Annotated in this window: 14 protein-coding genes and 1 pseudogene; 13 read left to right on the forward strand and 2 right to left on the reverse strand. The window is 33.2% G+C overall.

Going from position 1 to position 13,394, the window contains the following annotated elements; translation table 11 throughout:
• Positions 1 to 26: 26 nt before the first annotated feature.
• From MHH42_RS12230 to MHH42_RS12250, 5 genes are all read left to right on the forward strand, one after another.
• Complete coding sequence (locus tag MHH42_RS12230) at positions 27 to 296, forward strand: hypothetical protein (RefSeq protein WP_016108402.1); 270 nt, start codon at positions 27 to 29, stop codon at positions 294 to 296.
• Between the two features lie 73 nt (positions 297 to 369).
• The gene (locus MHH42_RS12235; RefSeq protein ID WP_002038674.1) at positions 370 to 1,722 is read left to right on the forward strand and encodes a DEAD/DEAH box helicase; all 1,353 of its coding nucleotides are present in this window, start codon (positions 370 to 372) and stop codon (positions 1,720 to 1,722) included.
• Between the two features lie 302 nt (positions 1,723 to 2,024).
• Positions 2,025 to 2,735, forward strand: coding sequence for a class I SAM-dependent methyltransferase (locus MHH42_RS12240; RefSeq protein WP_000787488.1), 711 nt, complete (start codon positions 2,025 to 2,027; stop codon positions 2,733 to 2,735).
• Positions 2,736 to 2,853: 118 nt separating this feature from the next.
• Positions 2,854 to 3,261 carry a VOC family protein gene (locus tag MHH42_RS12245; RefSeq protein ID WP_340893424.1) on the forward strand — a complete coding sequence of 136 codons (408 nt, stop codon included), beginning with the start codon at positions 2,854 to 2,856 and terminating at the stop codon, positions 3,259 to 3,261.
• Positions 3,262 to 3,602: 341 nt separating this feature from the next.
• The gene (locus tag MHH42_RS12250) at positions 3,603 to 4,385 is read left to right on the forward strand and encodes a class I SAM-dependent methyltransferase (protein WP_000381789.1); all 783 of its coding nucleotides are present in this window, start codon (positions 3,603 to 3,605) and stop codon (positions 4,383 to 4,385) included.
• A 178-nt stretch (positions 4,386 to 4,563) separates the two neighbouring features.
• Here the strand turns inward: MHH42_RS12250 and MHH42_RS12255 are convergent, their stop codons facing one another.
• Positions 4,564 to 6,240: an alpha-keto acid decarboxylase family protein gene (locus MHH42_RS12255; protein ID WP_340893425.1), complete on the reverse strand. Its 1,677-nt coding sequence runs from the start codon at positions 6,238 to 6,240 to the stop codon at positions 4,564 to 4,566.
• 126 nt (positions 6,241 to 6,366) lie between these two features.
• Here MHH42_RS12255 and MHH42_RS12260 point away from each other — a divergent pair, with 126 nt between their 5' ends.
• The 5 genes from MHH42_RS12260 to spoIISB all read left to right on the forward strand — a co-directional run bounded on the left by MHH42_RS12260 (position 6,367) and on the right by spoIISB (position 9,171).
• Positions 6,367 to 6,849, forward strand: a complete 483-nt coding sequence (locus MHH42_RS12260; protein ID WP_000191892.1) for a MarR family winged helix-turn-helix transcriptional regulator — start codon at positions 6,367 to 6,369, stop codon at positions 6,847 to 6,849.
• A gap of 167 nt (positions 6,850 to 7,016) precedes the next feature.
• Entirely contained in the window at positions 7,017 to 7,754 is a 738-nt protein-coding gene (gene gpmA / locus MHH42_RS12265) for a 2,3-diphosphoglycerate-dependent phosphoglycerate mutase (RefSeq protein WP_000594132.1), read from the forward strand.
• 186 nt (positions 7,755 to 7,940) lie between these two features.
• The gene (locus MHH42_RS12270; RefSeq protein ID WP_000155917.1) at positions 7,941 to 8,681 is read left to right on the forward strand and encodes a type II toxin-antitoxin system SpoIISA family toxin; all 741 of its coding nucleotides are present in this window, start codon (positions 7,941 to 7,943) and stop codon (positions 8,679 to 8,681) included.
• A gap of 112 nt (positions 8,682 to 8,793) precedes the next feature.
• Complete coding sequence (locus tag MHH42_RS12275) at positions 8,794 to 8,919, forward strand: hypothetical protein (RefSeq protein WP_000588713.1); 126 nt, start codon at positions 8,794 to 8,796, stop codon at positions 8,917 to 8,919.
• A gap of 75 nt (positions 8,920 to 8,994) precedes the next feature.
• Entirely contained in the window at positions 8,995 to 9,171 is a 177-nt protein-coding gene (spoIISB, locus tag MHH42_RS12280; RefSeq protein WP_000808012.1) for a stage II sporulation protein SB, read from the forward strand.
• Positions 9,172 to 9,219: 48 nt separating this feature from the next.
• Here spoIISB and MHH42_RS12285 read toward each other — a convergent pair.
• Positions 9,220 to 9,608: pseudogene (locus MHH42_RS12285) on the reverse strand (YxeA family protein).
• Between the two features lie 243 nt (positions 9,609 to 9,851).
• Between MHH42_RS12285 and pepD the strand changes: the two are divergent.
• From pepD to MHH42_RS12300, 3 genes are all read left to right on the forward strand, one after another.
• On the forward strand, positions 9,852 to 11,321 hold the full coding sequence (gene pepD / locus MHH42_RS12290) for a beta-Ala-His dipeptidase (RefSeq protein WP_000287565.1): 1,470 nt from the start codon (positions 9,852 to 9,854) through the stop codon (positions 11,319 to 11,321).
• Positions 11,322 to 11,631: 310 nt separating this feature from the next.
• A complete protein-coding gene (locus MHH42_RS12295) occupies positions 11,632 to 12,441 on the forward strand; it encodes a papain-like cysteine protease family protein (RefSeq protein ID WP_097838101.1) in 810 nt (269 codons plus the stop codon).
• 27 nt (positions 12,442 to 12,468) lie between these two features.
• A complete protein-coding gene (locus MHH42_RS12300) occupies positions 12,469 to 13,071 on the forward strand; it encodes a hypothetical protein (RefSeq protein ID WP_000517300.1) in 603 nt (200 codons plus the stop codon).
• The last annotated feature ends 323 nt before the right edge of the window (positions 13,072 to 13,394 follow it).

Consider the following 13,394-nt stretch of genomic DNA (forward strand, 5'->3'; position numbering starts at 1 on the left):
AATATATATGTATAGGAGGGGAAAAGATGAGTTTATTGCTTGATGTAATAATGGCTATAATTACATTTTATCCTCGAAATGATATGAAATTAAAACATCATATTGCAAAGTTAAGTGAATTCGAGTGGTTTCGAAAGCTAGACGAAGATACAAAGTATACAAGACTAATTTGGAGTAATAGAAAAATTAAAAAGTTCATTTTGTCTACTACTAACATGGAAGCATTAATAAATTCCGAGACAAAACAAAAAGAATTTGTCCACCTAGTACATGATGAATATAAAAAAAGAAGGTAAGAATTTTTTTATTTTTCATATTTGGCGAAACAAATGGTACAATGAAAGCTAATGTGAAAAATAAGGAAAAGAAGTGGTCTATTTGAAAAACTTTTTAGAATTAGGAATTAGTGAAACTTTTAATCATACATTACGTGAAAATGGAATTACGGAAGCAACACCAATTCAGGAAAAAGCAATTCCTGTTATTATGTCAGGTAAAGATATTATTGGGCAAGCGAAAACAGGAACGGGTAAAACATTAGCATTTGTCTTACCGATTTTAGAAAAAATCGATCCAGAGTCTAGTGATGTTCAGGCTTTAATTGTTGCACCAACAAGGGAACTAGCATTGCAAATTACAACTGAAATTAAAAAAATGCTTGTTCAAAGAGAAGATATTAATGTACTAGCGATTTATGGCGGGCAAGATGTAGCACAACAATTGAGAAAGTTAAAAGGTAATACACATATTGTTGTAGCAACACCAGGACGATTATTAGATCATATACGACGTGAAACAATTGATCTAAGTAATCTTTCAACGATTGTACTAGATGAAGCGGATCAAATGCTTTATTTCGGTTTCTTATATGATATTGAAGATATTTTAGATGAGACACCTGGTAGCAAACAAACGATGTTATTCTCAGCAACGATGCCAAAAGATATTAAAAAATTGGCGAAACGTTATATGGATGAGCCGCAAATGATTCAAGTACAAAGTGAAGAAGTAACGGTAGATACAATTGAACAGCGTGTTATTGAGACGACAGATCGTGCAAAGCCAGATGCACTTCGTTTTGTTATGGATCGTGATCAGCCATTTTTAGCAGTTATTTTCTGTCGTACAAAGGTTAGAGCAAGTAAGTTGTATGATAATTTAAAAGGACTAGGTTATAATTGTGCTGAACTTCATGGTGATATACCTCAAGCGAAACGTGAAAGAGTTATGAAGAGTTTCCGCGAAGCTAAAATTCAGTACTTAATCGCAACGGATGTAGCAGCTCGTGGACTTGATGTAGATGGTGTAACGCACGTATTTAACTATGATATCCCTGAAGATGTAGAAAGTTATATTCACCGCATTGGCCGAACAGGACGTGCAGGTGGATCAGGTCTTGCAATTACGTTCGTTGCAGCGAAAGATGAAAAACATTTAGAAGAAATTGAAAAAACGCTTGGTGCACCAATACAAAGAGAAATAATCGAACAACCGAAGATAAAACGTGTAGATGAAAATGGAAAACCGGTACCAAAGCCGGCTCCAAAGAAATCAGGTCAAAATCGTCAAAGAGATAGCCGTGAAGGTTCAAGACGTGATTCGAGAAATAGCTCAAGAAGTGATTCGAGAAATGGTTCGAGAAATGAAAATAATCAATCATTTAATAAGCCAAGCAATAAGAAAAGTAGTACAAATCAAGGTCAGAAAAGACGTGGGCGTTAAAATATGAAGTGGTAATTGGGATGAAGAGATATATTGTTTGTTAATAGAGAAATCGATATATAATAAAAAAATCCTGATACAATTATGAATGCAGAAGGAGTCACAAAAATTTGTGGCTCTTTTTGTATTTTAAGATTAGGTTGGTATGCATTTGCTCAATGCGAGTAAAGTTGATAATTTCATTTACCGTATTTAAAGTGAATTGAAAAATAAAGAAAGAATAAAATGTGGAGTTTCATTTGTCTGAATGTTCAGGAGGTTATATAATGATTTTCTGACTATTAAAATATGGAGGAGTGCAAATGAAAAATGAAACGTTACACACACAAGAAGACATTTTAAAAATGCTTGATTCATTATTAAGACCTGCAGAACCATTTTGGAATGAATTTTATGCCAATAGAGAAAAGGATGTTCCGTTTTTTGAAAATATTCCAGATGAGAATCTAGTTTCGTATATACAAAAAGAGAGAGTTTCAAAAGGGAAAGTATTAGAACTTGGATGTGGTCCAGGTAGAAATGCCATTTATTTAGCGAATGAAGGATTTGATGTTACAGCAGTGGATTTATCTGCAGAAGGCATTCAGTGGGCAAAAGAGAGGGCGTTGGCAAAAGGGGTACAAATTCACTTCATTTGTGATTCAATTTTCAATTTAGAGGTTCAAAATGAATTTGATTTTATATATGATTCTGGTTGCCTTCATCATATTCCACCACATAGAAGAATGAATTATATAGAGTTAATTGATAGATATTTAAAATCAGGTGGTTATTTCGGATTAACATGTTTTGCAGCAGGTGATTTGGATGAACGAAATGGATCAGAAATAACAGATTGGGACGTATATAGAGGTTGGAGTTTACAAGGTGGTCTTGCATATTCTGAAGAAAAATTGAGGGAGATATTTAAAGAGTTTGAAGTAATTGAAATTAGGAAGATGAAACAAATGAAACAACCGAATGATATGTTTGGGGAATCATTTCTTTGGACAGCATTGTTTAAGAAGAAATGAAAATTAGATAATTGACAAATTTACCGTTTTTATAGACAATACATTTATAAGAATGTACGTTCGGTTTCGTTGAACGATGTATGTTTTGCATAAATACATAACAAGGGGCTGTCTCTATATGAGTAACACAAATCAAAAAATTACTACATTTTTAATGTTTGAAGGAAAAGCTGAAGAAGCGATGAATTTTTACACATCCCTATTTGATCAATCAGAAATTGTAAGTATCTCTCGCTACGATGAAAATGGACCTGGTAAAGAGGGAACTGTAATTCATGCAACTTTTACGCTAAACGGACAAGAGTTCATGTGTATTGATAGTTATGTAAATCATAATTTTACATTCACTTCAGCTATGTCTCTTTATGTAACTTGTGAGACAGAAGAAGAAATTGAAACGGTCTTTCATAAACTAGCGCAGGATGGAGCAATTCTTATGCCTTTAGGTTCTTATCCGTTTAGTAAAAAGTTTGGCTGGTTAAATGATAAGTATGGTGTATCTTGGCAGTTAACTCTTGCTGAATAAAAAAGAAGCATCACTTATTTGTATAATGTGTTCAGTTAAGAGTTTGAAAAATTAAATAACTTTAAAAGCGTTCCAACTGTCAACAGGTTTGGAACGCCTTTTTTGTTGGTATATCATTTTTGGGGAATTGTTAATTAATATCGTTTATTTTAAATGAATTGAATAGTTGTCTAATTTCGTGTTTATTTAGAATGTTTTTATATTTACGGTCGATTATCTGTTAAGATAAATATATACAACTAAGTATTTACTATCTGGTAGGTTAATAGAAAAAGGAATGTATAAATAGTTAATAATCTTACACTTAAATTGCAACTAGATAGTTAGGGGGAAGAATCGTAATGGATACTACACAACAAAACAGTAATGCATGGGATAAGAAGGTTGAAGAAGGTTCTAGATACACGCAGCCTGTAAGTAGCGAGGTTATTGAGAAAAGCAAATCAGGTGAATGGGAGATTACAGTAACTACGGAAAAATCAGTTCCTAGAGAGTGGTTTCCAAAGTCATTAGATGGATTAAAGATACTTTGCTTAGCATCAGGTGGCGGACAACAAGCACCAGTTCTAGCTGCTGCTGGAGCAGATGTAACAGTTACTGATATATCTAAGAAGCAATTGGCACAAGATGAAAAGGTAGCAAAACGGGAGGGTTTGACTTTAAAAACAGTACAAGGAGATATGTCAGACCTTAGTGATTTTGAAGATGGATATTTTGATATTGTCGTAAATCCTGTTTCTAATTTGTTTGTAAAAGATGTTAATCTTGTATGGAATGAAGTTTCAAGGGTTTTAAAGAATAAAGGTATTCTTATTTCTGGATTTACAAATCCTTTACTATGGATTTTTGATGACAACCAAGAACAAAAAGGTATTCTTGATGTTAAACATTCAATACCTTCATCAACATTGGATTATTTACCAGAGGATGAAGTTCAAGATTACATCAATTCAAATCAAACAATAGAATACGCACATACTTTAGAAAACCAAATCCAAGGTCAAATTGAAGCTGGTTTTGTTATAGTGGGTTTTTATGAGGATGATTTTGGTGGAACAAGGATATTAGATAAGCATATTAAAACCTTTATTGCTACAAAAGCTATAAAGTTAAAGGTTGATTAAGAATTTTAGCTTGTTACACAGGGTGTTAATCGAAGAAGGGGTTTATAAATAGTAAAAGTTCAATGTATGTCAAAAAGGATGGCACTTACCATCCTTTTCCTTGTGTATTTTGAGTGGCAAAACAAGTTTTACAACTTTTAGCTGAACCTGTTATTACTTATAGCGACGCTTTTTCTTTTTAAGAATTTTGGCTGCCGAATCTTTTTCCAAGTTTAGCTAACAATTCAGGCTGATCCCCTTGACTCATTACAACTTCAATAAAGATAAGTCGATTCATATTAAAACTTATTTTATTTAAGACTTCTGCTAACTCTATTTCATTTTCTACTTTAAATGTGAGACTTTTTTCTTCTGATCCGAATACATTTGGTAGTTTATTATAATCCCACATTTGTATGTCATTATATGGTTGGTCTCGTCCATGAATCGCGCGTTCAACAGTATATCCGTAGTTATTAATTAAAAATATGATTGGTTTTAAATTATGACGTAACATAGTGGATAATTCTTGAACAGTTAACTGGAATGAACCATCAACAATAATTAAAATGTTACGCCGTGTTACATTAGCGAGTTGTGTTCCTAATAGAGCGGGAAGTGTATATCCGATAGATCCCCATAACGGTTGTCCTACAAATGTAGCGTTATTAGGTAGAGGGATAGCGGCACTACCGAAGTATGGTGTTCCTTGCTCTGCAATTAAGACGTCGTTTTCTTGTAAGAAGTGGTACAATTGTTGCCAAAAACGTTGTTGTGTAACGATTTGTGCTTTTGGATTGAACTCTTTAGTAATAGATGATGATTCTGAAATAAACGACTTAATTTCCAGTGTTTCTTCATTACGATGCTCGATCGAATCACTTAAATGTTGTAGTACATCTTTCATTACAACCGGTCCGTATTTTTTATCTATAATTTTCACAGTATAGGGATGGATTTCAATAACTTGTTCTTTCGTAAAACCTTGTGTAAAGCCACCGGTAATAGTATCAGTTAATTTCACACCGATACTAATGATACAGTCAGATTCATCAACTCTTTTTCGCAAGTATGGAGGACTAACATCGCCAGTATAAACCCCTATAAATTGAGGGTGTTTTTCTGGGAATATTCCTTTTCCCATACTTAATGTCGCGATAGGGAAGCCAGTTTTTTCTACGAGTTGATGTAAATCCTCCTGAGCATGAAATCGATCCACTTCAAAATCAGCTAAAATAACAGGTTTTTTTGCGCTATTTATTTTGGAAGTGGCATGTAGAAGCATTTTATCTAATGCGTCTTTATTACTTACTATGGGATGATTTAAGATTGGTTCCGTAGGTTTATTAATTGGTTTATTATATACATCGATCGGTAAATTAATATGAACTGGACGTTTTTCATTCCAACATGCACGGAGTACACGGTCAATTTCCTCAGCGGCATGCTCAGGGATTAAATTTGTTTGTGCTACCGTAATTTCTCGATACATATTGGAAAAGTGATCGAACTTTCCATCACCTAATGTATGATGAACGAGTTCTCCATTTTCTATTACGGTTGTTGTTGGTGTACCGGTAATTTTTATAACTGGTACGTTTTCGGCATATGAGCCGGCAATGCCGTTTATGGCGCTCAATTCCCCCACACCAAAAGTGGTAATAAGAGCAGCAACACCTTTTATGCGAGCATATCCATCTGCTACATATGCCGCATTTAATTCATTACAGTTGCCAATCCACTCTAAATTTTTATGTGCAATCACATCATCTAAAAAGGCAAGATTATAATCACCAGGAACACCAAATATATGCTCAATTCCTAATTCGTATAATCGATCTAATAAATATGTACTTACAGTATATTGCGTTTTCAAGAGAATCATCTCCTAATTATTTTAGTTCGTGTAGCGAATGCTTCAATGGACTACAGAAGTTCAAGTGCGTTGATTAAAATATTCATTACTGGATTGTGGTATAATTTACATACAGGGGGAAAGTAGATGACACAACATAAAGAAGAACAGATGAATGAGGCATTGGCATTATTTTATTTTGCATATAAGACATTTACTGAAAAGCCAGATGAAATTATAAAAGAATATGGTATACAACGAGTGCATCACCGAATTTTATTTTTTATCGCACGTTTTCCAGGGATAAGTGTAAATGAGTTACTATCGCTATTAGAAATAAGTAAACAAGCTCTTCATGGACCACTGCGTCAACTTGTGGAAAAAGGACTAATTGAAAGTAATGAAGCTACTCATGATCGTCGAGTAAAACAATTATCCTTAACAGAAGAAGGGACAGATTTAGAGAAAAAACTAAGTGATGTTCAAAGAAAGCAAATGGGTGCTATTTTTTCAAAATTTGGTGAATCATGTGAAGAGAATTGGCATCAAGTTATGAACGAAATGGCGAATAGCCGTTCAGGTCATGATGCATGGATAGCGAAAAGAGAAATTCCAGTTGATCAAAAATAATGAGAAATAGGCCTTTCTTTATAGTTTGAAAAAGAAAGAATTTTATCCATGCATTTGGCAACTATGGATAAATCATAGAGTGAATGGATAAAAAGGTGCATTACTAGATACTTTATACGTGTACGCGATGGAACAATAAAATTCACATTTCCGAGAGGGGAATTATAATGATAAAACTTGTACTAATTCGTCACGGACAAAGTTTATGGAACCTTGAAAATCGTTTTACTGGATGGACGGATGTAGATCTATCAGAGAATGGATTAAGTGAAGCAAGAGAAGCAGGAGCAATATTAAAGGAAAACGGTTATACTTTCGATGTTGCTTACACATCTGTATTAAAACGAGCAATCCGGACTGTATGGATTGTTCTTCATGAAATGGATCTTACTTGGGTGCCTGTACATAAATCATGGAAACTAAATGAAAGGCATTATGGAGCGCTACAAGGATTGAATAAAGAAGAAACTGCAAAAAAATACGGTGAAGAACAAGTTCATATTTGGAGAAGAAGTGTCAATGTAAGACCACCGGCTATTACTGAAGAAGATCCTAGATATGAAGCGAATGATCCGAGATACAAAACACTCAAAAAAGGTGAATTTCCATTGACAGAATGTTTAGAGGATACGGAGAAGAGAGTGCTGGAGTATTGGCATTCAGAAATTGCACCATCATTAAAAAGTGGTGAGAAAGTAATTATTTCATCGCATGGTAATACAATTCGATCGCTAGTGAAATACTTAGACAACCTTTCAAATGATGGTGTGGTTTCATTAAATATTCCAACTAGCATTCCGCTCGTTTATGAATTAGACGAAAATTTACGTCCGATTCGCCATTATTATTTAAGTATGGATGGAGAAGTACCTGAAGGGGAAATTCCGAAACATATTTCTTTTTAACATGAAAATTTGAAATGCATGCTTGTCTACATATACAATGTAGACTCATGATAAAAGACGTGGCCTCCTTCTAATGTATATGCGATGTAGCTAAATTTAGAAGCTTGTCCACGTCTTTTGTCATAAAGAGAGCTGCTTGCGCATGTAATGATATCGTGAGTAGTTTTTGAATGGAGGGTGATGTAATTGACGATCTCTAACATTCGAATTGGCTTATTTATTTTAGCAATCGTTTTTGTAGTTCTTGTTTTCTTTTATTGGAGAAATGAAGAGTTGTATGAAGAGAAAAAGCAGCGAATTCGAAAAACTTGGTATGGATTATTCATAACATCAGTCACAGTTTATTTCATGATTAAAGGAATCGATTTAACCCTCTGGAAAAATTTATTAATGTTCACTGCGATGGTCATTTTCGTTGATATTTCATTTATTTTAACACCTAACATTTCGGAAATATGGGGAGCGAAATTTAGCGATATCGGTAAAACTGTTCAATCCATAAAGCGGTCATTAATCGCTTCAAAAGCAAGAGGGGAAATATATACGAACATTATCCAAAATATTAATCCAGCAGCATTTGGGACGATGGAATGGCATACGGAAGAGGAATATACAAAAAGCTTAAACACATTTTTAGATTCATATGGGGAAAAAATCGGAGCGAAAATTGTTGTATTTGAAGCAGCGAATGAATTAAATACGGGCTTTCGTGGTATTCGTTCTCAATTTAGTATTACAATACCTATAGAGCATATAGAGCAATTGAATGAACAAAAAGCAGTACAAGTAGAAAACGTGGGAATTATACCAGCAAAAATAATGAATGATGTTTTTATCGTTATTGATGGGAAGAAGAATAGCCTGCAAGATCGAGATTTTGAAAATGTATATAATTTAACAATACATCATAGTTATTTTAGTAAGTAGGACAGAATCGTTTTTCTGTCCTTTTCTTCTATACATAAATTCAAAACAAAATTCGACAAAGTTGAATAAAATAGGACAATCATTCCTACACTAGCAGGTAGAGGTGATTGTAGTGATAAAAGATTATGACAATGATTTTTTTAAAGAAGAAAATGAAGATACAACAGATTTCTCTTTAATCAAAGGAGATACGTTGCAGCAAGTAGAAAAGTTAGAAGAAGAATTAAAAAGAAAATGATTCGTGTACACTGTGTCTTTATTTGCTATATAATATAAATAGAAGGTTGTATCTTTTTGAAAAGGGGGAGAAGAGATGGCTGAAATAAATGTACAAAAGTCTTCGTTTTTTAAAGAAAAAAAAGAAGAATCAAATACAGATTTCTCTCTAGTGAAAGGTGCATTAACGGAAAATATAAATCGGTTAGAAAAACTTATGAATAATAGCAGTTCAAAATATATACGAGTACAAAAAACAAAAGAAAATGCATAGAGCATTTTCTTTTGTTTTTTATTCCGTTATTTGCGGGTTAGTTTCAAGTTAGTTAACATTTAATTTTTCTTTTACTTTTCCGGGTAAATCTACTTTCTGAATTTCTTCATAGGACTTCACTTCAATAGATGATATTTCATTTTTATCTATATCATCTTGATCTACATAAAGACGTAAAAACGCATTATCATTTAATTTATGGTCGTTTTCTTTTTTTGTACTTCTAAATGTAATTTGTTTTTTTCTCCGTCTTCATCATATGCGGGCAACGTATAGTTCCGTAAGCTTCTGCCTTCTACTTTTTCAATAGCGCCTTCACCTTTTATCTGTACGTAATATACATCCTTACCAATTCTATTTAGTGATGCTCTCTCACATCCAATAGTAATGCTTGAAAATAATAAACATAGTGTCATAACAGCAAAAAGCTTTTTCATATTATTTATCTCCTTCAATTTGTTTCTTTAAAAAGTATACAACTATTGTTAAATTAGAAAAATCGATATAGATTACAACATTCTTACAATGATGTAAGAGTATAAGGTATAGAGCGCAGAAGGATTAAATTGAACTGTTCATAACAAATTTTTAATACGTTTAAGGAAAGGTAAAATAATGAATCATGGTATAATGATAAAAGACTTACATACTATTTTTTCATTTTGAGAGGAGCTTGAAAAATGTATTCTACTTTAGAACAATTAACAAAGCACCCTGTATTTTATCATTTTGCAGAAATTTCAAAGATTCCTAGAGGATCAGGTAATGAAAAGGAAATTAGTGATTATTTAGTGCGCTTTGCAAAAGAGCGTAACTTAGAAGTGATTCAAGATCAAGCATTGAATGTCATTATTAAAAAAGACGCAACTGCTGGCTATGAGAGTGTACCAGCTATTATCATTCAAGGTCACATGGATATGGTTTGTGAAAAAAATCAAGCAACAGTACATGATTTTGAAAAAGATCCAATTGAGTTACGAATTATTGGAGACATGCTATATGCGAATCAAACAACTTTAGGTGCTGATAACGGTATTGCTGTTGCATATGCATTAGCTTTATTAGATTCAAAAGATATTCCGCATCCAGCACTTGAAGTAGTAATTACTACTGAAGAAGAAACGACAATGGGCGGAGCTTTTGCTGTTGATGCAAACCACTTTGATGGAAAGATCTTTATAAATATTGATTCTGAAGAAGATCATAAATTACTTGTAAGTAGCGCAGGTGGTGCGAAAGCAGTTGAAACAATTGCAGTAATTTGGGATGAGGCACCTGCACATATGGACGCATACCGTCTATATGTTGGTGGACTTAAGGGCGGACATTCTGGTATGGAAATTGATAAACAACGCGGAAATGCGAACAAAGTACTAGGACGAGTTTTACGTGATTTATCAATAAATATTCAATTTGATATATGTGAGGCTCACGGCGGATTAAAAACGAATGCAATTCCACGTGAAAGTGTAGCTACAATTTTATTACGTCAAGAAGATGTAGAGCAAGTTGAAGAAAAGTTAAAATCATGGACACGAGTATTACAAGAAGAAATGCGTGCTGTTGATCCAGATGTTCATGTTACACTGACAAAATTAGATGAGAAAGTAGAAAAAGTATTTGCTAAAGAAACACAAAAACAGCTGATTTCATCATTATTCTTAATTCCAAATGGCATTCAAAGTATGAGCATGGATATTAAAGGTCTTGTAGAAAGTTCAACAAATTTAGGGGTTATTGAAACGCTGCAAGATGAAATTAAATTGCGAAACGAAGTAAGAAGTTCTGTAAGTAGTTTAAAACGACATATTGCAGATGAAATTAAATATATTGCTGAATTAGTTGGAGCAACATTTGAATTAGAGTCAGAATATCCGGAGTGGCCATACAATCCAAACTCACAAATTCGTAATTTGTTTGAAAAAGTACATCAAGAAAAATACAACAAAGATGTTGAAATCTTCGCTGTACATGCAGGGATTGAATGCAGTGTATTCGTTCAAAAGATGCCTGAATTAGATGCAATTTCATTCGGGCCAGATATATTCAACGTCCACACTCCAGATGAGCATATTAGTATTTCTTCTGTTGTGAACAACTGGGGATTCTTCGTTGATGTAATGCAGGGAATGAAAGAATTAGCTAAATAATAACGATAAAATGAAAAGTAGCCTATAAAAATTTATAGGCTCTTTTTTTGTGTTGGAATTTATCCCGCATTAACAGGTAGTAAGACCCCCACCTCAAAATTCAGCGAGGGCAAAGAAGTTAGGTGGGGGTCGGGCTGCCCATAAAAACCCGATTGGTTTAACTAATAATCAGTGGGGGATGAATAAAACCCCCACTGATTAAAGTTTCACTTTATGAGAAGTCATTTTTCGTTAGTATGTAATATTAAGCTTGAACAATTAATAAGGATGAATTGTTGATGTTTTTTAATACTTATGAAGGGGTGGAAAAATGAAGGGAAGAAAGCAATGTATTGTTTGTATGTTTTTATTGTTCTTTACATTTAGTTTCATTGGTGTTCACAAAATAATAGCAGAAGAAGTTGAATTTTCAGGAACAACTGCTCCATTGAATGTAAATGTTAGAGAAGAAAAAAGCTTGAATGCAAATATTGTAGAGGTGATTCCCGGAAATACAAAAGTATCCTTTAAAGGATGGGAGTATGGTGAAGCGGTTAAAGATTACTGGACAGGAAATTTAGATAATCGTTGGTTTTATTATTTTAAAGATGGGAAAAAAGTATATGTAACGTCAGCTTATATTAATGGGAATCCTCCAAATACATCAACAGATCGTAAATTATCTGTTCCTAACATATTACAAGAAAGATCAAATTGGTGTTGGGCGGGCACTTCGGTTTCAGTTTTAAATTATTTTGGGAAAACTCCTTCACAAGATCAGTATGTTAGGTATGTCAAAGGTGGATCATATAATAATCCTGCAACTTCACGTGAAATACAATATGGATTATCAGGATATGGTGTTAGCTCAGCTATAAGTTCTGGAGCAAAATCGTATGATTGGTTCAAAAATCAAATTAATAGTTATCAACCGATGATTGCACTCATTATGTGGCAAAATGGAGCTAACATCGGACACTTTCTAGTACTTGATGGATTCTATAAAGGTACAAATGGAACAGACTATATAACTTACATGGACCCTTGGTATGGTGATCATTATAATCATAATTTCAGTACGTTCCATAACAATAATAATTTTTGGTGGAATGAAACTGTTTATAATATCCGTGCAAATTAATAATATTAAAAGTGTGGGGGTTCATGAATGGGAAAACTACTTAGGCTTGTGATACCATGCATTTGTTTAATGACTGTTATTATTTTCGCTAGTAAAATTAGTTATGCATCAAAAAATAAAAGTGAGCCAGTACAATCGATCGCATTAAAAGATTATCAATATAGTAAGAGTAGTTCTTCTGAAAATGTAAGTTTTGAAAAAATAACAACCTCACCATTTTCGTTACCAATCTATGAAACAATTCCAGCACAGCAAATGTTAAATAGCTCTGAATTTAAGCATATACTATTACCAACAAATGAAAAGTTGTGGTTTATTATGAAAGGTGAGCAGCCGGAGGGACTAATTGTTGCGAATGATACTGAACCGATTCGAACGGGTGGAGAAAATAGAAGTAAAGATTTATATGGGTTATATAAAGCAATAAAAAATAATACAAATGAAACAAAAAATATTAGTTATTTTGAATTTGAAGGGCAAGGAATATTGGTAGTAAATCAAAATAATGACCAAGAAATATATCTTAGTAAGGGTGCTGCTGCTATATTAAAACTTCCTGCTGGTCAAAAAATAGTAAGCAGTGAAGTAATACAGAAAATGAAAGAGAGAATCGTAACTGCTTTTGAATAGTTAATTATAAACTGAATAAATATATACGTATGTAATATGAAATTTCATGTACTGTATTAGTTTTAGAAATGAATACATTCATAAAAAATACAGTAGACGGAGCAGAAAAGATAACAAGTGAAAAAAAGCGCGAGATGTTATAGGGGTCAATGGTGATTATAGTAGGAATTGTTGATTCTTATTTGTTATTTATATGAGGTTGAACATGGAACAGGCAAAAGGCAAAAGGCAAAAGGATTGATGTTAGAGGTATAAACATAATAGTGCATATAAAAAGGTTAGAGAAGCTAATTCTCAAACCTTTTTATATGCATTCCAAAGTT

The organism is Bacillus sp. FSL L8-0099, from assembly GCF_038006385.1.
Lineage (GTDB): Bacteria > Bacillota > Bacilli > Bacillales > Bacillaceae_G > Bacillus_A > Bacillus_A toyonensis.

What these genes read in the sequence shown, in the direction of transcription:
- MHH42_RS12230 (WP_016108402.1), top strand. Translation starts at nt 27, where the DNA reads ATGAGTTTATTGCTTGATGTAATAATGGCTATAATTACATTTTATCCT.
- MHH42_RS12240 (WP_000787488.1), top strand. Translation starts at nt 2,025, where the DNA reads ATGAAAAATGAAACGTTACACACACAAGAAGACATTTTAAAAATGCTT.
- MHH42_RS12245 (WP_340893424.1), top strand. Translation starts at nt 2,854, where the DNA reads ATGAGTAACACAAATCAAAAAATTACTACATTTTTAATGTTTGAAGGA.
- MHH42_RS12250 (WP_000381789.1), top strand. Translation starts at nt 3,603, where the DNA reads ATGGATACTACACAACAAAACAGTAATGCATGGGATAAGAAGGTTGAA.
- MHH42_RS12260 (WP_000191892.1), top strand. Translation starts at nt 6,367, where the DNA reads ATGACACAACATAAAGAAGAACAGATGAATGAGGCATTGGCATTATTT.
- gpmA (WP_000594132.1), top strand. Translation starts at nt 7,017, where the DNA reads ATGATAAAACTTGTACTAATTCGTCACGGACAAAGTTTATGGAACCTT.
- spoIISB (WP_000808012.1), top strand. Translation starts at nt 8,995, where the DNA reads ATGGCTGAAATAAATGTACAAAAGTCTTCGTTTTTTAAAGAAAAAAAA.
- pepD (WP_000287565.1), top strand. Translation starts at nt 9,852, where the DNA reads ATGTATTCTACTTTAGAACAATTAACAAAGCACCCTGTATTTTATCAT.
- MHH42_RS12295 (WP_097838101.1), top strand. Translation starts at nt 11,632, where the DNA reads ATGAAGGGAAGAAAGCAATGTATTGTTTGTATGTTTTTATTGTTCTTT.
- MHH42_RS12300 (WP_000517300.1), top strand. Translation starts at nt 12,469, where the DNA reads ATGGGAAAACTACTTAGGCTTGTGATACCATGCATTTGTTTAATGACT.